At 43.8% G+C, this 25371-nt stretch carries 16 protein-coding genes; 6 read left to right on the top strand and 10 right to left on the bottom strand.

Annotation, left to right across the window (positions count from 1 at the left end):
- Position 1 precedes the first annotated feature (1 nt).
- Positions 2-3568 (top strand): pyruvate:ferredoxin (flavodoxin) oxidoreductase, encoded by a 3567-nt coding sequence (gene nifJ / locus RWY97_RS05855; protein WP_315566079.1) that lies wholly within the window; start codon positions 2-4, stop codon positions 3566-3568.
- A gap of 95 nt (positions 3569-3663) precedes the next feature.
- On the opposite strand, the gene RWY97_RS05850 is transcribed toward nifJ, so the two are convergent.
- The 6 genes from RWY97_RS05850 to RWY97_RS05825 all read right to left on the bottom strand — a co-directional run bounded on the left by RWY97_RS05850 (position 3664) and on the right by RWY97_RS05825 (position 9470).
- A complete protein-coding gene (locus RWY97_RS05850) occupies positions 3664-4299 on the bottom strand; it encodes a DedA family protein (protein WP_315566078.1) in 636 nt (211 codons plus the stop codon).
- Complete coding sequence (locus RWY97_RS05845) at positions 4296-5720, bottom strand: tetratricopeptide repeat protein (RefSeq protein WP_315566077.1); 1425 nt, start codon at positions 5718-5720, stop codon at positions 4296-4298. The genes RWY97_RS05850 and RWY97_RS05845 overlap by 4 nt, the downstream gene beginning before the upstream one ends.
- Positions 5721-5726: 6 nt before the next feature.
- Positions 5727-7445, bottom strand: coding sequence for a glutamine--tRNA ligase/YqeY domain fusion protein (locus RWY97_RS05840; RefSeq protein WP_315566076.1), 1719 nt, complete (start codon positions 7443-7445; stop codon positions 5727-5729).
- Positions 7446-7592: 147 nt separating this feature from the next.
- Complete coding sequence (locus RWY97_RS05835; RefSeq protein WP_315566074.1) at positions 7593-8168, bottom strand: Maf-like protein; 576 nt, start codon at positions 8166-8168, stop codon at positions 7593-7595.
- A 10-nt stretch (positions 8169-8178) separates the two neighbouring features.
- Entirely contained in the window at positions 8179-8697 is a 519-nt protein-coding gene (locus RWY97_RS05830; RefSeq protein ID WP_273176303.1) for a KdsC family phosphatase, read from the bottom strand.
- Positions 8694-9470 carry a Rossmann-like and DUF2520 domain-containing protein gene (locus tag RWY97_RS05825; RefSeq protein WP_315566072.1) on the bottom strand — a complete coding sequence of 259 codons (777 nt, stop codon included), beginning with the start codon at positions 9468-9470 and terminating at the stop codon, positions 8694-8696. The genes RWY97_RS05830 and RWY97_RS05825 overlap by 4 nt, the downstream gene beginning before the upstream one ends.
- Positions 9471-9577: 107 nt before the next feature.
- Here RWY97_RS05825 and RWY97_RS05820 point away from each other — a divergent pair, with 107 nt between their 5' ends.
- A complete protein-coding gene (locus tag RWY97_RS05820) occupies positions 9578-10555 on the top strand; it encodes a GNAT family N-acetyltransferase (RefSeq protein WP_315566071.1) in 978 nt (325 codons plus the stop codon).
- Here RWY97_RS05820 and RWY97_RS05815 read toward each other — a convergent pair.
- Positions 10543-11634, bottom strand: coding sequence for a glycerate kinase family protein (locus RWY97_RS05815; RefSeq protein WP_315566070.1), 1092 nt, complete (start codon positions 11632-11634; stop codon positions 10543-10545). The two genes, RWY97_RS05820 and RWY97_RS05815, sit on opposite strands and share 13 nt — an antisense overlap.
- Positions 11635-11672: 38 nt before the next feature.
- On the opposite strand from RWY97_RS05815, the gene RWY97_RS05810 reads away from it, so the two are divergent.
- Positions 11673-14051: a TonB-dependent receptor gene (locus RWY97_RS05810; protein WP_315566069.1), complete on the top strand. Its 2379-nt coding sequence runs from the start codon at positions 11673-11675 to the stop codon at positions 14049-14051.
- A 634-nt stretch (positions 14052-14685) separates the two neighbouring features.
- On the opposite strand, the gene RWY97_RS05805 is transcribed toward RWY97_RS05810, so the two are convergent.
- Complete coding sequence (locus RWY97_RS05805) at positions 14686-15963, bottom strand: DUF3078 domain-containing protein (RefSeq protein WP_462675851.1); 1278 nt, start codon at positions 15961-15963, stop codon at positions 14686-14688.
- Between the two features lie 71 nt (positions 15964-16034).
- On the opposite strand from RWY97_RS05805, the gene rlmD reads away from it, so the two are divergent.
- The 3 genes from rlmD (at position 16035) to RWY97_RS05790 (ending at position 21214) form a co-directional block, all read left to right on the top strand.
- On the top strand, positions 16035-17453 hold the full coding sequence (rlmD, locus tag RWY97_RS05800; protein ID WP_315566068.1) for a 23S rRNA (uracil(1939)-C(5))-methyltransferase RlmD: 1419 nt from the start codon (positions 16035-16037) through the stop codon (positions 17451-17453).
- Positions 17454-17553: 100 nt separating this feature from the next.
- The gene (locus RWY97_RS05795; protein WP_315566067.1) at positions 17554-18678 is read left to right on the top strand and encodes a porin; all 1125 of its coding nucleotides are present in this window, start codon (positions 17554-17556) and stop codon (positions 18676-18678) included.
- A gap of 331 nt (positions 18679-19009) precedes the next feature.
- A complete protein-coding gene (locus RWY97_RS05790) occupies positions 19010-21214 on the top strand; it encodes a sodium-translocating pyrophosphatase (protein WP_315566066.1) in 2205 nt (734 codons plus the stop codon).
- Between the two features lie 139 nt (positions 21215-21353).
- Here the strand turns inward: RWY97_RS05790 and RWY97_RS05785 are convergent, their stop codons facing one another.
- The gene (locus RWY97_RS05785) at positions 21354-21686 is read right to left on the bottom strand and encodes a cupin domain-containing protein (RefSeq protein WP_021583098.1); all 333 of its coding nucleotides are present in this window, start codon (positions 21684-21686) and stop codon (positions 21354-21356) included.
- Between the two features lie 5 nt (positions 21687-21691).
- A complete protein-coding gene (locus tag RWY97_RS05780) occupies positions 21692-24856 on the bottom strand; it encodes a TonB-dependent receptor (protein WP_315566065.1) in 3165 nt (1054 codons plus the stop codon).
- Positions 24857-25371 lie beyond the last annotated feature (515 nt).

The raw sequence follows: 25371 nt of genomic DNA, 5'->3' as shown, positions 1-25371 counted from the left end.
AATGGCTAAAGAAAAAAAGTTTATCACTTGTGATGGTAACGAGGCCGCTGCTCACGTGAGCTATATGTTCTCAGAGGTAGCTGCGATTTACCCCATCACACCGTCGTCTCCGATGGCGGAACATGTTGACACTTGGGCCGCCAAAGGTCGGAAGAATCTCTTCGGACAAACGGTCACGGTTCAGGAAATGCAATCTGAGGGTGGTGCTGCCGGTGCGATGCACGGTTCGTTGCAAGCAGGTGCATTGACAACCACTTTCACGGCATCACAGGGTTTGCTCTTGATGATTCCCAATATGTACAAGATTGCGGGCGAAATGCTACCGTGTGTATTCGACGTATCGGCTCGCGCTATCGCCTCACACGCCCTCTGCATCTTTGGCGATCACTCTGATGTAATGGCTTGTAGACAAACCGGTTTTGCAATGTTCTGCTCAGGTTCTGTGCAGGAAGTGATGGACCTCACAGCTGTTCCTCATTTAGCAACACTCAAAACGAGTATTCCCTTTGTTAATTTCTTCGACGGTTTCCGCACATCTCACGAATACCACAAAATCGAAATGATCGATCAGGAAGAAATAGCTAAGCTCGTCGATCCCGAAGATATTAAACGTTTCCGCGACCGAGCACTCTCTCCCGAACGTCCAGTTACACGCGGTACGGCAGAGAATCCCGAAACATTCTTCACTCATCGTGAAGCTTGCAACCAGTATTATGCTAATATTCCCGAGATAGTTGAGGATTATTTAGGAAAGATTTCCAAGATTACAGGGCGCGAGTACCACCTTTTTTCTTATTATGGTGCACAAGACGCAGAACATATCATCATTTTGATGGGATCAGCTTCAGAGGCTGCTCGCGAGGTAATCGATTACCTCAACAAGCAAGGCAAAAAGGTGGGAATGATTTCCGTACATCTCTATCGCCCATTCTCTGTAAAACATTTGCTGGCTGCCGTACCAAAATCAGTGAAACGTATTGCTGTACTCGACCGCACGAAAGAGCCTGGTGCAGAAGGCGAACCGCTTTATCTTGATGTGAAGAGTGCTTTCTACGACGTCGAGAACAAACCTCTAATCGTCGGCGGTCGTTATGGTCTCGGGTCTTCAGACACAACACCAGCACATATCATTGCCGTCTTCAACAACTTGGAATTATCCGAACCTAAGGACCATTTTACCGTAGGTATTGTAGACGATGTTACATTTACTTCACTGCCTCAAGTTGAAGAGATTCCGATGGGAGGTGAAGGTACATTCGAAGCCAAGTTCTATGGTTTGGGTGCAGACGGAACTGTCGGTGCCAATAAAAACTCTGTGAAGATTATCGGCGATAATACTGACAAATATTGTCAGGCATATTTCTCTTACGATTCTAAGAAATCGGGCGGCTTCACTTGCTCCCACCTACGTTTCGGTGACACGCTGATTCATTCTACATATCAGGTAAACACACCTAACTTCGTAGCTTGTCATGTGCAGGCTTACTTGAATATGTATGATGTTATTCGAGGTTTACAGAAAAATGGGACTTTCTTACTCAACACCATTTTCGAGGGTGATGAACTCGTAAAGTTCATTCCTAACCGTATCAAGCGCTATTTTGCTAAGAACAACATCACTGTTTATTACATCAATGCCACAAAAATAGCACAAGAAATCGGGTTGGGTAATCGTACGAATACCATCCTTCAAAGTGCATTCTTCCGTATCACAAAGGTAATTCCTGTTGAATTAGCCGTTGATCAGATGAAAAAGTTTATCGTTAAGTCTTACGGAAATAAAGGCCAGGATGTAGTTGACAAGAACTATGCAGCCGTTGATCGTGGTGGTGAATACAAACAACTGACCGTAGATCCAGCTTGGGTTGACTTGAATGACGAACAAGCTGATCCTGACACACACATTCCTGCTTATATCAAAGAGATCGTTCGCCCCATTAATGCGCAGTCGGGCGATCTACTGAAAGTGTCAGACTTTGTTAAATATGATATGGTCGACGGCACGATGAAAAACGGTTCTGCCGCATTTGAAAAGCGTGGTGTCGAAGCATTCAATCCCGAATGGACATCCGAGAATTGTATCCAGTGCAACAAATGTGCGTATGTTTGTCCTCACGCTTGTATCCGTCCATTCGTACTCGATAACGAGGAACTCAAGAACTTCGATGATAAGACGCTCGAAATGAAAGTTCCTAAACCGATGGCTGGAATGCACTTCCGCATTCAGGTGAGCGTACTCGACTGCGTGGGTTGTGGAAACTGTGCTGATATCTGCCCTGGAAATAAAAACGGTAAGGCACTCGCGATGGTTCCATTCACCCACGATGAAAAGCAAATCGCAAACTGGAATTACCTTGCCAAAGATGTCAAGAGCAAACAGCATCTCATCGATATCAAGAGCAATGTCAAGAATTCACAGTTTGCTCAGCCTCTTTTCGAATTCTCAGGAGCTTGTGCTGGTTGTGGTGAGACACCTTATGTGAAGCTCATTTCACAACTCTTCGGCGACCGCGAAATGATTTCTAATGCTACAGGTTGTTCTTCGATTTATTCTGCATCTATTCCTTCCACACCTTATACTACCAACGAGGCCGGTCAAGGTCCGGCTTTTGATAACTCTTTGTTTGAAGACTTTTGTGAGTTTGGTATGGGTATGGCGCTTGGTAATAAAAAGATGAAAGAGCGTATCTCCGTACTCCTCAAACAACTCTTAGAAAGAAATGATACGCCAGTCGATTTCAAAACAACTGCACAAGAATGGCTTGACGGCAAGGATGATGCTGACGCTTCAAAAACAGCAGCGGCCAAATTGAAGCCACTAATCGCTGCAGGTGCCGATCACGGATGTGAGATCTGCAAGGAACTTAAAACTCTGGATCACTATCTTATCAAGCGTTCGCAGTGGATTATCGGTGGCGACGGTGCCTCCTATGATATCGGCTATGGTGGTCTGGATCACGTCATCGCATCAGGCGAAGATGTCAATATTCTTGTGCTCGATACCGAGGTTTATTCTAACACCGGCGGTCAGAGTTCCAAGTCAACTCCGCTCGGCGCTATCGCACAGTTTGCTGCACAAGGCAAGCGTATCCGTAAAAAAGATCTTGGCTTGATGGCAACAACCTACGGCTACGTTTATGTAGCTCAGATCGCAATGGGAGCTGATCAGGCACAAACCCTGAAAGCTATCCGCGAAGCAGAAGCATACCCCGGTCCTTCACTCATCATCGCCTATGCACCCTGTATCAACCACGGTTTAAAAATCAAAGGAGGTATGGGGAAAAGCCAAGCCGAGGAAGGGCGTGCCGTTGATTGCGGGTACTGGCACCTGTGGAGATACAATCCCCAGCTTGCAGACGAAGGTAAGAATCCATTTTCACTCGACTCAAAAGAACCGGACTGGACGAAATTCCGAGACTTCCTCCTCGGTGAGGTACGCTATCTATCCGTACAGAAAGCTTATCCCAATGAGGCCGATGAGCTTTTCGCCGCTGCCGAACAGATGGCAAAACTCCGATATAAGAGCTATGTTCGCAAGACAAAAGAAGATTGGAGTGAGGAGGCTTAATCCCTCTCTACTTTCTGAAATAATTAAGACTCCGCTATATAATATAGCGGAGCCTTTTTATATATTAAGAATAAGAGTGGAAACAAGACTAAAAATTATCCCTTAATTTGACGCCTACGCCAAAACAAATATTTACCCATAAAGTAGAAAAGTGCCAATGCAATCACGACCATTATGGCAAACTTGATGTATTCGCCGTACTCCATAATCTTATCATTAAGTTGATCCTCAGGAACAGCAGAATATAGATACCAGCCTAAAACAGCAAGGATACAATTCCAAAGCCCTGCACCGATAGTTGTATAAAGCAGAAAAGTACCGTAGTGCATCTTTGCAAGTCCGGCAGGAATGGAGATGAGATGACGAATGCCGGGGATTAAACGACCTGTAATTGTAGCTACAATACCGTGACGATCAAAAAACTTCTCACTCTTTTCTACCTTTTCTTGATTGAGCATGCAAAGCTTACCGAACTTGCTGTTAGCAAACCGATAAATGATGGGACGACCAAGATAATAGGCTGCAATATAATTGATGCTGGCACCAACATCGGCTCCAAGTGTGGCAAAAAGAATTACCAGGAATATATTAAGATGTCCACCAGCTGCGTGATAGGCAGCAGGAGAAACGACCAACTCTGACGGAACCGGAATCACGGTACTCTCTAACATCATCAAAAAGAATACTGTCGTATAATTCAGGTTTCCAAGTAGTATAGATAACCAATTCATTGTTTGTCTGTATGCTCAATTAAATAATGATAATATTCGCTTGGATCCAATGTTGAGGGAATATTTTCGCCAAGCACGGCTCTTACTTCAACAGGATTACGTTCACAAGCCTTCTTCAAGGCTTTCTTATATTCATTATCCTTACCTAGTTCTTTACAGCAAGCAGCCAAATATGAATAACCATCGGTTCGACCTGTTTCCCCTATGCCGAGGAGCGTATGGAGAAAACCATATGCCAGTTCGATATAATTATTTTCATAAATGGAGATAGCTGCACGGAGGATAATATCAGGATCAAAATCTGAGTCATAAATCGCCTTCTGATAGGACTCTCGAGCTCTCTCCACTTCTCCTTGTCCCATTAGTAAATGCCCCCGAAGCACGGACAACTCATTTAAGTTAGCCCCCAGCGCTTGCTCAGCTTTCTTAATATAGGCCATTGCCTGCTGCGATTCGCCAAGAGACGAAAATGTATAAGCTAATGTCTGATAAATGTCGGGCAATGTTTCGCTATCTCTCCCTGCTATTTCCTCAGCCTGTTTCAGATGTTCGACAGCTTCTTTCAGACGATTCAACTTGATAAACGTAATGCCTTGAAACATCTCACCAGTCTCCTCTTTGGGACACATATCAGTCAACCTTTTATAATAAAGGAGTGCTTCCTCATAATTGCCCAATGCAAAAAGTCCATTTGCTTTATTCAAAATAGCCTCGTCATCATTGGGATTGATTGCAATAGAAAACTCGCTACTCGTAATCGACTCCCTAATTTCATTGGACATATATTGTGATGATGCCAAATGATTCCAATATGAACCAGAATAAGGATTTTTCTCAACAAGATCATTGAAGATATGCTGACTTTGCATATAATCACCCTTCGCTAGTGCAATACGCCCCGTCAACTCCTGATAATTATCCGAATCTTGGAGCTGCGATCGCATTAACCATTCGTGAGCTTTATCTATCAAATCGTAATCGGCAAACAGTGTTGCCACATCAATATAGAAGTCTTCACGGTCGCTTTCGTCAATTGTACCTAAGCAATCCAGTAAAAATCTGTCCGCTTCTCGATCTTGATGGCGCACAAGCATAATCTCTGTTTTGAGATAATGATATTCTAAATCCGTTTTATCTTCTACCTGCTCAGCAAACTCCTCTGCTTTGAAAGGATCGTTATTGACCAACAGTTCGATTCTGGCACGAAATATCAAAGGAGCAGAAGAACCGGGAAACAGATTGATAGCCTCATCGATGAGTGCAACGGATTTATCTATCTGGCCTTGCAAATGATAATATTCTGCAATATCGGCCAAATCATTCGGATCCAGATAGATAGAAACCCCTTCCTGTTTTCCTTTCTCATACACGTGGAGAATATCTTTAAACTCCTGGCTTTTGAAATATTCGTCGTTTGTCATTAAGAGTTATCCCTTACTTTGTTTTGCCCACGTATCTTTCAATCCGACCGTTTTATTGAATACAAGTTTCTCCGAAGTAGAATCAGGATCAGCCATAAAATAACCAATACGTTGGAATTGTAAATACTCACCCGGACGCTTATCAGCAACATAAGTTTCGACAAAGCAGTTGTCATAAATATGAAGCGATTGGGGATTCAATAACTCACGAAAATCTCGTTCATCAGCCGATGGATTTTCAACACAGAACAGTCGATCATAAACACGTACCTCAGCCTTGCGACAATGCTCTACTGATACCCAATGAAGTGTACCTTTTACCTTACGATTGGCTCCTATATCACCGCTCTTACTGGTCGCGTCATATTCCGCCTGAATCTCAGTGATTGTACCATCAGAATCTTTCGTGCATCCCGTGCATTTGACTATATAAGCATTTTTCAGTCTAACCTCTTTGCCCGGAGTCATTCGGAAGAATTTCTTAGGAGCATCTTCCATAAAGTCTTCACGTTCAATCCATAGCTCCCGCGAGAACGTGATAGTGTGATTACCATCTTCCGGATTCTCGGGGTTATTGATCGCTTCCATCTCTTCAGTCTTCCCCTCGGGATAATTCGTGACAACAAGCTTCACCGGATTCAGCACAGCTGATACACGACAAGCCCGCTTATTCAAGTCTTCACGTACAGAAGCCTCAAGCAAAGCCATATCATTGAGCGCCTCGAACTTGGTATAACCGATGGAATTAATAAACATTCTGATGCTCTCTGGACTATACCCGCGACGACGCATACCACAAATGGTCGGCATACGAGGATCATCCCAGCCTGCAACCAGTCCTTCATCAACCAACGAATGAAGTTTACGCTTACTCATCACAGTATAAGTGAGATTGAGACGATTGAATTCTATCTGCCGTGGACGGAAATCATCGAGATATTCCATCTCGCCATTCATCTCCTTCAAGAAATCGACAAACTTGTCATAGAGCGGCCGATGAGGCACAAACTCCAACGTACAAATCGAGTGGGTAACTCCTTCAAAATAATCGCTCTGCCCGTGGGCAAAATCATACATCGGGTAAGTATGCCACGCCAATCCCGTACGATGGTGCGGAATCTGAATGATCCTGTACATAATCGGATCGCGAAAATGCATATTGGGATTAGCCATATCAAGCTTAGCACGCAGCACCATACTCCCCTCGATAGCCTCAGGTGTATTCATTTGCAGAAACAGTTTAAGATTCTCTTCAATCGGTCGGTTGCGATATGGACTGCCTTGGCCTGGCTCGGTAGGCGTACCCTTCTGTGCTGCAATCTGTTCAGAACTCTGCTCGTCAACGTAAGCCAGTCCTCGCTTAATCATCCAAATGGCAAAGTCCCACAACTTCCCAAAATAATCGGAAGCATAATAAATATTGCCCCATTTGAATCCTAACCACTCAATGTCATTGAGAATATTTTCTACATACTCTGTATTCTCTTTGCTGGGATTGGTGTCATCGAAGCGAAGATTACACACGCCGTGGTATTTTTCAGCCACGCCGAAATCCATACAGATAGCCTTTGCATGCCCTATGTGAAGATAACCATTAGGTTCTGGCGGGAACCTCGTCTGTATTCTGCCGCCATTTTTGCCTTTGGTTAAGTCTTCCTCAACCAACTGCTCCACAAAACTAAGGCTCTTTCTCTCCTCATTGATATTCTCTTCTTTCACTAACATAATGATGGGATTACGGTTATTTTAATTGCAAAGATACACTAATTCAAGAGAATAACAAAGATTTTTTTTCTTTTTTATATACCGAATTAATACTCTTAATCCATAGAGACAAATTTTAAAAGCGTGCCTTTGAATTAAAAAATGGATTTATGAATTCATAAATCCACTCACAAGTTCTTCATAAATTCGCTGAACAGGTAATCCCATTACATTAAAATAACTGCCATTTAAAGCTGTTACGCCAATATATCCAATCCATTCTTGTATTCCATAGGCACCAGCCTTGTCCAAAGGATGATATTTTGAAATATAATAATCAATCTCTCCGTCAGTCAAATTTTTGAAAGTTACTTCGGATTCCACGGAAAAACAACGCTGTCGCGATACCGTAGTCAGGCAAACACCTGTGATAACTTTATGTGACCGACCACTCAACATTCTAAGCATCTGACATGCTTCAGCATCATTTTGGGGCTTACCCAAGATTATATTATCTACAACAACAATAGTATCAGCCGTTATCACCAACTCATTTTCAGCAATATTATACGCTGCAGCTTTCTTTTTTGCTATATATTCCGGCACATTTTCGGATGCCAAATTCGTCGGATAAGATTCATCTATACCTGAGATTACACGTACCTCAAAGTCCAAATCCAATCCGGAGAGCAACTCTTTCCTCCTCGGAGAATTACTGGAAAGAATTATTTTATACCTTTTCATAATCAATTAGTTACCAACCGAATGCTTTTTCACAACTTAACCATTTCTTCTGTGCCCGCAATACCTGTTCAACAATGTCGCGTCCACATCCATAGCCTCCGCTTTTCGTACTGATATACCGACTGATCTTCTTGATATCAGCACACGCATCGGCCGGACAGCAAGGGCATCCACATCTCTTCATTATTTCATAATCGGGAATATCATCACCCACATAGATGACCTCATCATCATTCAAACCATATTCGGATAGAAACTCATCATAAACCTTTATCTTCACAAGACACCTCATATAGATATTTTCCACACCCAATTTTTCATATCTCAATCGGATAGATTCCGAATAACCGCCAGTAAGAATAACTATTCTCAGTCCTACTTTCTGGGCTAATTGAATCGCATAACCATCCTTGATATTAATCGTCCGTAAGGGTTCGCCATTTGAATCCATTTGAATGGTCTCGGTCGACAACACACCATCAATATCAAAAATAATAGCTTTGATTTTTGTTAAATCATAATTGATCATTTATTTATCGCATTTCGGTGGATATTTCTACTCAATCTTTCATACAAATCCTTCACTTGTGGATTATCTTTTAACAACATTGCCTGAGCTTGAATGACATTGGTGTCATATCTCACAGCAGGCCCTGTTTGGGCTTCACGTGGCGCAAGCGTATGCACCTTACAGGCTGTCTCGTCAATCAAAGGAAGCAATGTATCGAAAGGGAGATTATGTTTTAATAGGATTTCAGATGCTATGTCATAGCAATGATTAACAAAATTGCAAGCAAAGACTGCCGACAAATGCAAATATCGGCGGTCGGCAGACACAAGATAAGTCACACGATCGGATATACTCGCACATACCGCATTCAAACGATTGACCGCAAATTCATCATTACCTTCAACAAAGCAAGGTATCTCTCTGAAATTCACACGCTTATACTTAGAGAATGTCTGCATCGGATAGAGTACACCATAGTGTCGAGCCACTCCTTGAAAAACATCTATTGGGATACTTCCTGCTGTATGGACAAAGACTCCCTCCTCTCTACCTTGACATAAATGCAGAATCATTTCAGTTAATATAGAATCTTTAATAGCCACAATATACAAGTCGGCATCTGCCACAATATGATGAATATCAATAATCGGTGATGCCCTCACAAGACTAGATAACTCCATTGCTGATGCCATTGTGCGACTAAAAACCTGCACGATATCGTGTCCGGCAGTCGCCAATGCCAACCCTAATTGTGTGGCTAAATTACCCGCTCCGATTAAAACTATCCTCATAACCGTTGTTTAACCATTGTTTAAAGTCTATGACAAAGATAAGAATTTATTATAAAAGACAGCTCCGCATATCACTTTTTTAGAAAATATTTATGTATTTTTGCGCTATGAATTCAGTCTCCGTCAGAATCATTTCCAAGTCAGAAGAATTGCCCGAGTTTACGTGCAATAACTTCTTTCACAGTATAGAATTATTCAAGATTCTTGAACGGACACCTGCACATACGCCTTATATGGCATTAGCCGTGCATAAAGACGGACACGTCTTAGGCCATATTCTGGCCATCGTGAGACGTAGAGGAGCATTGCTTCCACCCTACTTCTTTACACAAGGACGCATCTACGGAGAGGGAGAATATGCAGATGATGAGTTGAAAGAAGAGCTGTTCGGGCTCCTTCTCAGAGCAATTACCCGGAAATTCAAACGCAAACTCTGCCTGTTTGTCGAATTCAGCGGTATGGATAAAAAGATGTTCGGCTACCGTTTCTTTAAAAAGAACGGCTATTTCCCCATTCCTTGGCAGGAAATTCATAACTCCCTGCACAGTATGCCGCCCGAAGAGAGACTCACAAAGAAAATCAGAAAACGTATCAAGCATATCTATCAAGAAAGCGTAATTACACGAGCAGCAAAAACAGAAGCTGAGATTCACCAGTTTTATAACTTGCTGAATAAATACTATAAGCTGAAAGTAAGACGATTCTTACCGCCTAGACCTCTCATCAGCGAGATCGACTCCAGCGACAACGGTAAGGTTTTCGTTACCCTACATAATAATAAGGTAATTGGTGGGTGTTCTTGTGTATATACTGAGGGAAATGCTTATCTATGGCATTTGGCATCGAAAGATAAAAGATATCCGCATTTACACCCTAATCTAATGACTGTTTGGCAAGCCATCAAGTATGCTTATGAACACAATTATGCCCATATTTTCTTTCTCGATGTAGGTCTTCCGTTTAAGCGAAATAGATATCGGGACTTTATTTTAGGTTTCGGGGGCAAGCCTGTTTCTAAATATCGATGGTTCAGATTTTCTATTCCATGGGTGAATCGAATACTCTCATGGCTTTACAGAGACTGAACTTCACGCAGCCATTTAGTCAACGTCTTCTTAACATTGGTTGCTGCTGTTACTGGATTCATTGCTTGTTTTATATCCAAATTCACCGGATTGATGCATAAGACTGCATCAAATCCTGCTGCAAGCAACTGTTCTTGATCAGAGACTTGGCCGGCAATAAGAATTGTGCGAATTTGCCTGCGTTTGGCTCTCGACAAAATTCCGAAAGGCAACTTACCCATCAACGTCTGCCTATCGGCTTTCCCCTCTCCTGTGATAACATATGAAACGTTGTCTAAAAGTTCATCGAACGCCACCTGATTAAGCATTAACTCCACACCTGATAACACTTTTCCATCCAAATACTGCATCAAGGCATACCCCAATCCACCCGCTGCTCCTGCCCCTATCTGCATTGAACAGTCGTAGCCGAAATATTTAGCTGACATTTCCGCAAAGGTTCGTGCTTGCCTATCCAACAACTGCACCTGCTGTTCATCAGCTCCCTTTTGCGGACCAAAAACATAAGCTGCTCCTTTTTCTCCATATAAAGGGTTCTGTACATCGCACGCAAGCGTAATATGAAGATTCCTAAAATGCTCTTTGATACCATTAAAATCTTTTCCGTGAAATCTATTGATCAAGGCCCTCAACATACCTATTCCACAATCACTCGTAGCACTTCCACCTAAACCAATAATAAAGTGAGTACATTCCTGTTGCATTGCGTCATAGATAAGCTCCCCTACCCCATAACTCGTTGCAATCAAGACATTCCGCTCTTGTGGGCTGACCAAAGACAGGCCGATGACTTGTGCAACCTCTATAATCGCAGTTTTGTATCCACCAGCTTGCACAATAATGCCATATTCTGCCATTATCGGGCGCATCATAGGATCGTGACAAGACACTCGTCTCACGCTGCCACCCAATGCTGCATTGAACGCTTCCAGCATCCCTTCACCCCCGTCAGAGACCGAGATGCTGACAATCTCTGCCTTTTCATCTACCGCCCTGATTCCCTTTTCAGCTGCCAACTCAACCTCAGCAGATGAAAGGCAACCTTTGAAACTATCAATTGCCAATACGAATTTTCCCATATACAATAATAACGAAGCATTTTCGTTTCTTCGTATATATGCAAACGAGATTATTCTATATCGCTATATTATGGCTGATTTTCGCATTAGAAATCAGCGCCCAGCCATTCACATTACAAGGACGAGTTACTGATGAGCGGATGACTCCTCTCAAATTAGCCAGTGTATCGGTACCTAAACAAGGAAAATTAACCTTGACATCGCTCAAAGGGACTTTCACATTGCAGTTGCAGTCTGCCGACTCGGTGCTGATTAAGTTCTCAATGATTGGTTATAAGACACGAACGAGAGTCCTTTTTCATCCAAGGGGAAAACAGACATTACAGATTGTACTCCGTGAGAGTGATAACACATTAGATGAAGTTACGATAAAAGAAATAAAGAGACAAACAGGACAGACTCAAAGCATCAGCACCTCGGATTTAGGAAAGATTCCTTCCGCATCAGGGAATACCGTTGAAGAACTTATCCAATCACAAGCAGGCGTATCGACCCATAATGAATTATCGGCTCAGTATAACGTACGGGGCGGTTCATTCGATGAGAACAGTGTATATATTAATAACATAGAAGTTTACCGCCCATTTCTCGTTCGCAGCGGGCAACAAGAAGGTCTATCGATTATCAATCCCGATATGGTAGAAAAAATCGGTTTCTCCACAGGAGGTTTTGAGGCAAAATACGGCGACCGAATGTCCTCAGTGCTCGACATTACCTATAAACGTCCTAAGCCATTCGAGGCCTCCCTCTCTGCCGGTTTACTCGGAGCCAGTACTTATATCGGAATCAGTAATAAGAAATTATCCTGGAGCAATAGCATCAGATACAAGACTAATAAGTACCTGTTAGGCTCTCTCCAAACGAGAGGTGAGTATAAACCGCGTTTCTTCGATTATCAAACCTATCTAAGCTACCAGCCAAATAAACAATGGCAGATAGATTTCATCGGCAACATCTCAGATAATCATTACGATTTCCAACCACAAGACAGAGAAACGGCATTCGGTACGATGAAAGACATTAAATCATTCCGCGTGTATTTCGACGGACAGGAGAAAGACCTTTTCCGCACTTATTTCGGTTCGCTATCCATCAAACGGCAACTCAGTGACCGAACATTCGTATCGCTTCTGACATCTGCTTTCTACACCAAAGAGCAGGAAACCTATGACATCCAAGGACAATACTGGCTCACACAAACCGAAAGTAGTAAGAACCTTGGTGTAGGAACGTATTTCGAACATGCTCGAAATAATCTGAAAGCCAATGTCGGGAGCATCAAATTAATATTCAATCACAAGTGGGAAAAACACAAAACCGAAGGAGCGTTGACATTTAAACGCGAGCGCGTCCGTGAAAACTCGATAGAATATGAAATGCGGGATTCGAGCGGATATAACATCCCTCATACAGGAAAAGATTTACGTATGATTTACTCTTTGCGTATCAAAAATACACTCAATGCAAACCGCATCGAAGCATATTTGCAAGATACCTACCGCTTTTCAAGTCCGAATGAACATACGCTTTTTACCCTTAACTATGGCATCCGGCTCTGTCATTGGAATTTCAATAAGGAAACAATAGTCAGTCCGCGCCTTTCTCTTGGTATCATTCCAGCCTTTAACCACAACATTACCTTGCGACTGGCCACAGGCATATATTATCAAGCACCTTTTTTCAAGGAACTACGAGATACCTCTACGGTCAACGGCATCACTTATGCAAGGCTAAATAACAAAATCAAAAGCCAGCGTTCCATTCATCTCATTGCCGGTTGCGACTACCGATTCAACTTAGGCAATCGTCTGTTTAAATTTACCGCCGAAACTTATTACAAACTTTTGGGCAATCTCGTGCCGTACAACATCAACAATTTAAAGGTAGTTTACTATGGCGATAACCTCGGCAGTGGTCACGCCGCAGGATTAGATCTGAAACTTTTCGGTGAATTTGTTCCAGGAACCGACTCTTGGTTGGCACTCTCTGTAATGAATACGAAGATGAAGCTCAACGGACGGAGCATCCCTCTACCCACCGATCAGCGCTTTTCCATCAACCTGTACTTCACCGATTTCTTCCCAGGCACCACGCGCTGGAAGATGTCTCTGAAACTGGCTTATGCCGACGGCCTACCCTTTTCGGCACCGCACAAAGAGTTGGAAAACAATTCTTTCCGTGCACCGGCATATAAACGAGTCGACATTGGAATGAGTTACCGCTTGCTGAATAATGAGAATCGGACACAACCATTCCTTTTCAAGAATATCTGGTTGGGCGCAGACTGCCTCAATCTGTTTGGTATCAGCAACGTCAATAGCTATTATTGGATTACTGATGTAACCGACCGACAGTATGCCGTACCCAACTATTTGACAGGGCGTCGTATCAACGCTCGAATGATCTTTGAATTCTGATCATCCATCATCTTGTTTTTTCCTGTTTTCATCGAAATCCTCCCCTCTTAAACCATATATCAAAAAACACACCATAAAAGTTGTGAGAAGTCCTATACCTATCAACGAGCCCCATAGGACTTCTTCCCGTCAAGTCCTATACTTCTCATTTGAAACAAATGAGCCTATAAGACTACCGAAATAAAAATTACATTAGGTGTATAGCTGTATCATTATACAATCTACTATAATTCTTTCAATCTATAATACATTTTTGAGCAACCACTTAAATTCTCTGTATAATTACTTGCCAGTCTGGACTAATTTCTATTTTAACACGAGTTCGGGATAAACTTGCATTCTGCGAGTGAGGAAGAGCGTAATAGACAGGCTCAGAAAGTAACTTCTTACCTCACGAGTGGGGTATCTCTGTACCCCACTCGTGAGGTACATTTGAATATCACTCGTGGGGTAAGACAGACGATATTCCGTCTAAGAAAATGTTTATCCTGAACTCGCGTTATTTTAAGATGAAAACGAATGACAAATGATAAATGCAAAATGACGAATTACTTATATTATTCAAGCAATTCGTCATTCTTTTATCTATCAAATCAACAAAAGATGTAGAATCTCAGTCTGAAGTCTGCTGAAACTAAAACGAATATGCAAAACCTATCGATGCGTATTCTTTGAGTTGCCAATAGCCGTGATGTCCGTCTCGCTCCGTTCCGTCGTCAAAACGGGGATAAATGAAAAGATTGGTACTGATGTATTTATTGAACTGAAACGCAATGGTGTTTTCCCACTCTAACTCAGCTCGCCGATAGGTAGTATATCCGTAGAGTCGCATTCGCCATTTGATCATCTCAGAAAGTTTCCAATTCAGATCTACGGTGAATTCGGAACCGTAATCTACCAGTGTATGCTTACCGCTATCGAGACCATAACGCGGAGATAAATCAAGAATCCGAACATAGCGGAAGTTGCCAGCCAAAGGGGCAATATGCACCGTGCCTTTCAGTCTGTTTTTAAACCAATCTACATTATAATCCATACCGAGCGACATATTCAGATTAAAAGGCGACATAAAATCCGAGTAAATCCGCGAGTCGTTATTCTTGAATCCATGTGTGAACTGTGTGCTCGCAATCAACTGCAAAGTGTAATACCATTTCTTACTGGCCTGAAGCCCAAGTTTGCCAGTATACCTGATAAGATCTTCTGATGACTTGTAACGATGAATAGTGTCACCACGCGTAGTCTGATAACCTAACTTTAATTCTAATTTATTATCCCATTTCACTTTCTGCTTATTGTTATAGTTGGCCTGAAAGGTCACGCTACCTACCATCGAATAATTGCTTTCGCCGCCTTTATACCAATTGTTAGAGACGTAGTTTTGTAGGAATTGCAGATAATAATCACCGTTGAAAGTCCAAAAATCGGGCTTCTTCACTACAATGTCCGCCGGTGAGATAATCGGCTCGGCAGGTGTTGGAGCCACCTTATCGATAATATCCGTCGCGGGCTTAAGTGTTGTTGATTTGGGCATAATAGCCGGACCTATCTGAGCGAGTGTCGTTTCATCAATTGTAATGAGGTCGGGCCGATTGAGATAGATATTCATCAAGGTCCTGTCTATCGTCTCATCATAAGTACTCTGTAGCTCGTCAGCAGCGGTAAAACGCAGGAATCGGGCTGCGGGAGAATGATAAAACGTTGCCGGCATAAACAACAAAGCAGCCCGATTTGAAGGATACCCTTTAAATGACTGACTGTCTAAACGATGTCCTGCCACTGCGAGTGAGTCGGCATAACGTTTGACAAAGTCGGGTAAGGCTATCTTCGGCATCCGCAACTGTGCACTGGCAGAGAGACCGACAAGTATAAAACATAAAACCAATAAATACTTAATCTTCATTCCATTCATCTGTTTTCAGGAGTGCAAAGGTATGGATATTTTTTCGGAAATGATTACCTTTGCACGCAAATTTAAGCATTATGACAAGAAAGAAGAAGCCCCTACCCCTCCTCGAAAATATTACGATTACGGATGTCGCCGCCGAAGGCAAGGCGCTCGCTCGCGTTGATGAGATGGTAGTCTTTGTACCGTTTGCTGCTCCCGGAGACGTTGTCGACTTACAAGTGCGACGCAAGAAGCACCACTACTGCGAGGCCGAAATAGTGCGTTTCATCAAGCAGAGCAACATCCGTCAGACACCGATGTGCGGGCATTTCGGCATCTGTGGCGGATGCAAATGGCAACACCTGCCCTACAACGAACAATTAAAGGCCAAGCAAAAGCAAGTTTACGACCAACTGACACGCATTGGAAAGGTAGAACTCCCCGAGTTTCGGCCGATAATGGGTTCGGTAAAAGTGAAAGAATATCGCAACAAGTTAGAATTCGGCTGCTCTAATAAGCGTTGGCTCACACGTGCCCAAGTGGCTTCGGGTACGGCTTTTGATAATATGAACGCCATCGGATTTCATATTACAGGTGCATTCGATAAAATTCTGCCCATCGAGAAATGTTGGCTAATGGATGACTTGCATAATCAAATTCGCAATCACATCCGTGACTTTGCACTGACAAACGAAATATCATTTTTCAACCTGCGCGAGCAGAAAGGCCTGCTCCGCGACATCGTGATACGCAACAGCAATACGGGCGAGTGGATGGTTCTTGTTCAATTTCATTATGAATACCCCGACGACGAGGTACGTTCAAAAAAACTCTTACAGTCGCTAGCCAATACTTTTCCACAAATATCATCGCTCCTCTACGTAGACAATCAGAAATGCAACGATACATTCAACGACCTACCTATACACGTTTTTCAAGGTAACGACCATATCTTTGAAACGATGGAAGGTCTCCGGTTCAAAGTGGGCCCTAAGAGTTTCTATCAAACCAATACCGAACAAGCCTTTCATCTTTACGCCGTAGTCCGCGAGTTTGCCCATCTCACAGGACGCGAAACAGTCTATGATCTCTACACCGGCACTGGAACCATCGCTAATTTCATCGCTCGTGGCGCTCACCAAGTAATCGGAATAGAATATGTTCCTGAAGCAATTCTTGACGCCAAAGTGAACAGTGAAATCAACAATATTCCCAATACGCGCTTTTATGCAGGTGATATGAAAGATATTCTCACCGCCAATTTTATCGCAACCAACGGTCGGCCTGACGTGATTATCACCGATCCGCCACGTGCCGGAATGCACCCAGACGTTGTCGAAACTATCCTCACGGCTGCCCCCGACCGCATCGTCTATGTGAGTTGTAACCCCGCAACACAAGCACGCGATCTTGCCCTTCTCGATGTCGCCTATCATATAACGGAAGTTCAACCCGTTGATATGTTCCCCCATACTCCTCACGTGGAGAATGTAGTACTTTTAGAGCATCGGTAAAGGGAGTAAAGAGAAAAAAGTGATCGGATTCGATTCTCTTTCAATATTTTTGTGTATGTTTGCAGACGAAATACTAACTAACACATAGACAAAATACCGTATGAAAAAGAAAACAGTCTTGGCACTATTGACCTTGATGACTCTCCCGATAAGCGCACAGCCAACAACGGCGTGGGTGAACAACGTGAAACTGTCGGGCTATGGCATCGTACAATATCAATACATAGGTGCCGATGGCGCCAAAACTAACTCGTTCAACCTACGACTGGCGCGCGTAGCACTCGACGGGCGAATATTGAATGACTTTTATTGGAAAGCACAAATCCAGTTCAATGGCAATACATCCACTTTGGGGAGTTCACCAAGACTGGTAGACCTGTTTGCAGAATGGCAAAGATACGGAACTTTTCGGGTGAAAGTCGGTCAGTTTAAGTTGCCGTTCACATTCGAGAATCCAATGCATCCACTGGATCAAGGATTTATGAGTTACAGCCAGAATGTATCAAAGTTAGCGGGGTTCTCTGATCGGTCGGGTGAACACCCATCTAACGGACGCGATATCGGTGTGCAATTACAAGGTGATTTCTTGAAGAACAGTAGTGGACGGAATCTACTGCATTATCAGGTAGGCGTGTTCAATGGACAAGGTATCAACGTGAAAGATGTGGATCAACGCAAGACCATTGTCGGCGGAATCTGGGCAATGCCCGTCAAAGGAATGCGGCTCGGCGTCTTCGGCTTAGAGGGTTCTTATGCTCGCAAAGGAACTTGGACAGATAAGCAAACGAGTACACCAAAGAGTGGCATACGCAGTCTGAGTCAGCATAGATATGCAATCAGTGCCGAATATAAGACAGAATCAGACTATGCTTTCCGCACAGAATATATTCATAGCACGGGCAGTGCTTTCAAAACAGCACTGACAAAAACTGACGGTGCAGAGGCCAAAGACTGTTCGCTCTCGACCAACGGCGACAAGGCTGATGGCTATTATGCCTTGGTCATCATACCGATTAGCAAGAAACAATGGCACGTCAAGGCACGCTATGATTGGTATCGTCCCACGGGCGACTGGTCGAAAGCTAAAACTTTTTATGAAATTGGAATGGATTACGAGTTCGGTAAGAATGTTGAAATCAGCGGCGAGTATGCTTTTGTCAACGACCGGAGTCGTAACAAAAGCAATTATAGCCTCTTAGATATACAAGTGAGCTTCAGATTTTAACGTGAGTTCGATGCAAACTCTCTTCTAAACAACTGTCAAAGCCGCAACAGAGTTACGGCAATCACAGCAACGGAGTTACGACAAACGTAGTAACCGGGTTACGATAAACAACGCAACGAAACAGCGGCAAATATTGCTACTCCGATACCGTCGACGCTGATGTTTTTGAAACACAATGGCCCATACATTGATAAATTCATCGAACTTACGTTAAGTTAAATAGTAAAGGAGTAGGTAGTAAAATTGTAAGGAACTGGATGCTGACTATTAGCAAAAACTTAGAAATCCAAAACTTAAAGACTAAAAACTTAGAAACTAAAAAACTATAACTATGAACGGTATTCCTTTTGTTTTTTGGCTCGTTCCCGTAGCCTCAATAGTTGCCTTATGTGTGGCATACTATTTTTTCAGTAAAATGATGAAAGCGGATGAGGGTACTCCCCGTATGCGAGAGATTGCCGAGTATGTGCGCAAGGGCGCGATGGCTTACCTGAAACAGCAATATCGAGTCGTGCTGATTGTCTTTATCGTATTGGCGTTGATATTTGCATTTATGGCCTATGTACTGAAAGTACAGAATCCGTGGGTACCATTCGCTTTCCTGACCGGTGGTTTTTTTAGCGGACTGGCAGGATTCTTTGGAATGAAAACCGCGACCTATGCATCCGGACGGACAGCAAATGCCGCACGTGAAAGTTTGGATAAGGGGCTGACAATTGCTTTCCGAAGCGGCGCTGTTATGGGACTGGTCGTCGTGGGATTAGGTTTATTGGACATCGCCGGCTGGTTTATTGCACTCAATTTAGTATATCACGGAGAAAATGCAGCCTTGATCACGATAACGACAACGATGCTTACTTTCGGTATGGGTGCTTCCACACAAGCTCTGTTTGCCCGAGTCGGTGGCGGAATATATACGAAAGCTGCAGATGTCGGTGCCGACCTTGTAGGTAAAGTAGAAGCCAATATTCCCGAAGACGATCCTCGAAATCCTGCCACCATCGCTGACAATGTGGGTGACAATGTAGGTGATGTTGCCGGAATGGGGGCAGACTTATATGAAAGTTATTGCGGAAGTATTCTCTCGACGGCTGCATTGGGCGCCACGGCTTTCACACTCAACAGTGATATGCAATTGCGTGCCGTCATTGCTCCGATGATTATTGCGGCTGTCGGAATCTTTCTTTCGCTGATCGGAATCTTCTTGGTTCGCACGAAAGAAGGTGCAACAATGAAAGAACTGCTTCACTCCTTAGGAGTCGGCACCAACATAAGTGCTTGCTTCATCGCTATCGCAACCTTTATTATATTATATCTCCTTGATATTGAGAACTGGCTTGGCGTATCTTTCTCTGTGATCAGCGGTCTGATTGCCGGTGTCATCATCGGTCAGGCAACCGAATATTACACATCACAGAGTTATAAACCGACGCAGAAGATTGCCGAAGCATCGCAGACAGGTTCTGCAACAGTAATTATTAAAGGTATAGGAACAAGTATGATCAGCACGTGCGTTCCGGTTCTTACAATTTCTGTAGCCATTATGCTCAGCTACCTTTGCGCCAACCGATTCGACTTATCGATGAACGCCCATTCCATCAGTATGGGACTTTACGGTATCGGTATAGCAGCTGTCGGTATGCTTTCAACATTAGGTATCACCTTGGCAACAGATGCCTACGGACCGATTGCCGACAATGCAGGAGGAAATGCCGAGATGAGTGAATTAGGAGAAGACGTCAGAAAAAGAACCGACGCTCTTGATGCACTTGGCAATACTACCGCAGCAACAGGAAAAGGATTTGCAATTGGGTCGGCAGCATTGACGGCATTGGCTTTATTGGCTTCATATGTTGAAGAAATCAAAATCGCAATGATCCGTGCCACAGCTTCAGGTCATCAATTCGTCAATGCTATGGGACAGATATTCCAGCCCGAAACAGCTTCTATGCCTGAGTTTATGGAGTTTTTCCAAGTCAATCTGATCAATCCCAAGGTACTTATCGGAGTTTTTATCGGCGCAATGGCTGCATTCCTGTTTTGTGGACTGACGATGGGAGCCGTGGGACGTGCGGCGGGGTCTATGGTTGAAGAAGTGCGGCGCCAGTTCCGCGAAATCACAGGGATCCTCGAAAGAAAAGCCACACCTGATTACAGCCGCTGTGTAGAAATTTCCACACGCAGTGCCCAACGCGAAATGATCTTCCCGTCGTTCTTAGCCATTCTCATTCCTATTGTGATAGGCATTGTTTTAGGTGTTGCCGGAGTCTTAGGACTCCTTGTCGGCGGACTTGCCGCAGGCTTTACCTTAGCCATTTTTATGGCCAATGCAGGAGGAGCCTGGGACAACGCCAAGAAGATGGTGGAAGAAGGTAATTTCGGAGGAAAAGGAAGCGAGTGTCACAAGGCAACTATCGTCGGCGACACGGTCGGTGATCCATTTAAAGACACGAGCGGTCCAAGTCTGAATATTCTCATCAAACTAATGTCGATGGTCAGCATCGTAATGGCAGGCCTAACAGTTGCATTTATTTGACAAATAACATAGACACCGCCATTGACAAATCCAAGTCAATAGCAGTTTTTATTTTCCGACGCGACAGAGACAGATATAACAAGCCCGAACTTATATAAGTCCGGGCTTGTTATTGGTGCTAAAACTTCTCTTACTTTTTCTAATGATGTTCGGGTACGACAGCAAAATAGACAAGGTTTTCAGTCGTATCGTTCTCCATATAATGGCTGTGCCCCATCGGACAGTAATGCACTTGCCCCGCTGTGGCTGTCTCTACGTGATCATCATAATGGAATGTTGCAATACCGCTGACAATGTAGATAATCTCTGAGTTACACACGTGTGTATGAAAGCCCGACGAAGCGCCGGGTTTCAGTATGCTATACATAATCTTGTTGCAAGCATCGACAAAATTACGGGTGAGAAGTTCGCCCCGACCGCCTTTAAAGCCGTCGATGCGAACTTCCTCTATTTGATTGAAATCGATGATCATTGGGCTTAGAATGTATATTTCACACCGATTTGTCCGCGCCAACGCGAATAGAAGTCGTTGTAGGTAAACGTAGAATAGTCGGCGTCGTGGTCGAACTGGAACTCGCCGTTGTTATAACCAACTGGCGAATAGTAATTGCCAAAATTATTACCGAAGGTGTGTCCCCAGCGTTTGTTCAGCAAGTTACCGATGTTCATAATATCCATCGAGATTTCCAAAGCGTGCACGTTCTTGCCCGCTCCAATCTTAATCTTCTCGGCTACGTGGAGATCGAAATGATTCTCAAACGGCAGATTGTCGGCATAACGCTTATAATATTCGCCGCGATGCTTACTCATATAAGGATCGTTAGCAATCCATTGCCTGAAATTTTCGCGACACTGCTCGGCGGTACGTTTCTTACCGGGCGAGAACTTCATTTTATTAATCTGCTCGTCGGTCGGGATATACATCAAGTCGTTTCCATTGGAACTATCGCCGTTGAGATCGCCATAATAATAAAGAGAATAAGGTGAGCCGCTCTGTGCCTGATAAATGAGTCCTATGGTCGTAGTAAACATCTTGCGCGGACCATAGCTGATGTTATAGAAAGCTGCGGCTTTGAGAATATGAGGGATATTAAATGCACTGTTGCCTAACTCGGGGTCATTGGAATTGCGGTAGGTGTAATTGTAGTTCCAATTGCTCTGCGCCACAGACGACGAACCGTTATTTATCGTCATCGACTTGGTCCAAGTATAACTCGCACTCAGATCGAGTCCGAAATCGAAATGCTTCTCGGCTTTCAGCGAGAGATTAATGGTGTAACCTTTGTTGGTATTATACAGTGCATAGACATAGCTATAAGGCTGACCTGTGGTAACCCGTTTAAACATCGGCCGGTTATCGAACGACAACGAAGGATCTACCTGCCCCAGCGTCTGCCCCGTGGGTTCATACGCCAGATTCTTGTAATAAATGTCGTTGAGTGTTTTAGAAAAGATTCCTTCGGCAGTCCAGTTGATACCGAGAACATTGAAATCGAACCCTAAGTTGAGGCGCAATGTCTGCGAGAACCTAAACTTCTTATCGAAAACATTTAAAGTCTGGTTACCTGAAGCCTTCAGCTTTTCGGCATTGGCTTTTTGTCCGTTAGGATCATAAATGAGGTTAAGTTTAGACGTACTGCGCGTATCGTAAGTAGAGAGCTGGATACCGGTACCGGTGAAGTTATTGCTCAACCACACAAACGGAATCCTACCCGTGAAGAGTCCGACGCCGCCACGCAGAATAAACCGGCGATCGTTATTGATGTCCCAACGGAATCCCACACGCGGGCTCCACATAGGAGCACTCGACAAGCCCTGATCTGTGCGTACATCCCAGCCCTTAGTCCTCGCATAATCGTTGAACGGCTTATTGGCCACGGGTTTGTCGAAAAGCAACGGAATATCCATCCGCAGACCGTAAGTGAGTTGGAAGTTATCTGTCACATCCCATTTGTCTTGTGCATAGAAACCCAACTGCCCAGCTCCGAATCTCGGTGCCCAATTAGGGTCGCCTGTCACATCGACATTAGCCACGCCATAGCGATAGCGATAGATTTTACCGTTATACAAATCATTAGGCGTATTGAAGAAATAAGAGCCGTATTTGTCTTGGATAAACAGATTGGTAAATCTGTAAAACTCGTTATGCGTACCGAATATAAACGTATGATTGCCGTGATACCACGTAAGATTATCCTCAACGGTATAAATATCCTGATCCAAGCGGTTAGCCATCGACGAGCGTTCGTTCCCCAGATTTACAACGCCGTTATTTGGTCCCACATTCGATACCGAAATCATCGGGAATGGCTGTCCTGGTTTACGCTGGTCGCGCACCCTAACATAAGAGGCGCGGGCCTCGTTGCTCAACGTAGGCGACAACCTACTCTGTAACTCGACAATGAATGTGTGAGTTTTCGACGAGAAAGGATAACTGTACGTATCGGCATTGATCGATTTCTGCCCACCCGTTGAATTTAACTTCTTGGCCGAAACCAGGCTCCAACGTACCGTAAATTTATTGAAATCGTTGATATTCCAGTCTAATTTCAGTCCCGCCTTATCCGATTTCGTATAGTTCGTGGGGTTAGAATACGCCCCCGTATATTCGATGCCTTGTTCCTTTGCCTTTTGTCTCACAAAATCGAGAATCTTCTTCGCCTCTGCCGCATCTACTAACGAGCCCGCCGACCCGATGCCGAAATTATTGGGATATTCTTGGTTCGCTTTCTCATAATTGGCAAAGAAGAAAAGCTTATTTTTGATAATCGGACCGCCAATCGTGAACCCCATCTGATATTCGCTCTGATCATTGTATGCCGAACTATATTTTCCATCTACCATCCGATAATGCTTACCAATGAGATTCTCGTTGTAGCCATAATAATAAGCGCTACCGTGCAGTCGGTTGGTTCCCGATTTGGTAATGGCATTGATGGCACCACCTGTGAATCCGCTCTGCCTAACATCGAACGGAGCCACATTGATCTGAATCTGATCGATCGTCTCCATCGAGATCGGTTGCGTACCAGCCTGTCCGCCGTTTGACCCATTGCTTGTCAGTCCGAATACATCATTGTTCATCGCTCCGTCGATTTGAAAAGAGTTATAACGGTTGTTCATACCTGCGAACGACATTGCCCCGTTGTTGGTCGTACTGATTTGCGGATTCAGTCGCGCCACATCGGCAATACTGTGCGTCGTGCTGGGTATCCTGTTGATGGCCGCGGCGTCAATACTTTGCGCAGCCCCGGTCTTCGTCGCGTTCAATCCACGTTTGCCCGTTACCACAAATTCTTGCAACTCGTGCGCGTCTTCCTCCATCTTGCACGACAGATTCTGCGTCTCACCCAAGCGCAACATCACCTCAGTGAATGTTTTGGTCTTATGCCCGATATAAGAGAGTTCTACCCTATACGGACCGCCCACACGCATACCTTGAATGGTGTAACGCCCATCTACATTCGTGATGGCCCGATACACTGTGCCCGAAGGCTGATGCGTAGCCGTAATGGTAGCCCCCACTGCGGGTTCGCCGCCCGACACGACCTTGCCGCTGATGCCGGATGTCGTGACCTGCCCCATTGCCGTCACAACCAAACATATCAATAATACGGCCAAAGAAAACAATCGTTTTTGCATAACTTTTCTCAAAAAATGATTTACATTGTGGACCTTTTCAGATCCCGTTAACGAATTACGGTTGCAAAATTAATTAAAATTCTCCATATATTTGTTGTTGTATTGGTAAAAGTTTGCGTTCCACAGCATCGTTGACAAGTATACGACCAGTACCCGTACAGTCGTATACGTATGGGGCATTGGTCGTATACCTGTCACCCGGCACCATCATTCATCTATCTATGCTTGGATTAATGAGGGATTAGAGATGACTGATTAGGGATGAACGTTTATTTGTTCATCCTTTCAAATACACTTGTATTCTGTGAGTGAAGAAAGGACATAACAAACAGGTAAGACAGCACTTTTACATCACTCGTGGGGTAAAATGCATATGCCAATTCGGGATAAAAAAGTAACCGAAAAGCGACTCTATCATTTATCTGCAAATGGAAAGAGAAGAGCTTTTTGTGAGAAAGCGGCTCAATTCATCGAAAATAAAGAAAAAGAAATCTTCTCAAGACGACAAGGAAGCG

It is taken from the genome of Hoylesella pleuritidis, from assembly GCF_963541955.1.
Lineage (GTDB): Bacteria > Bacteroidota > Bacteroidia > Bacteroidales > Bacteroidaceae > Prevotella > Prevotella pleuritidis.
This window is presented reverse-complemented; position numbering and strand designations above follow the sequence as displayed.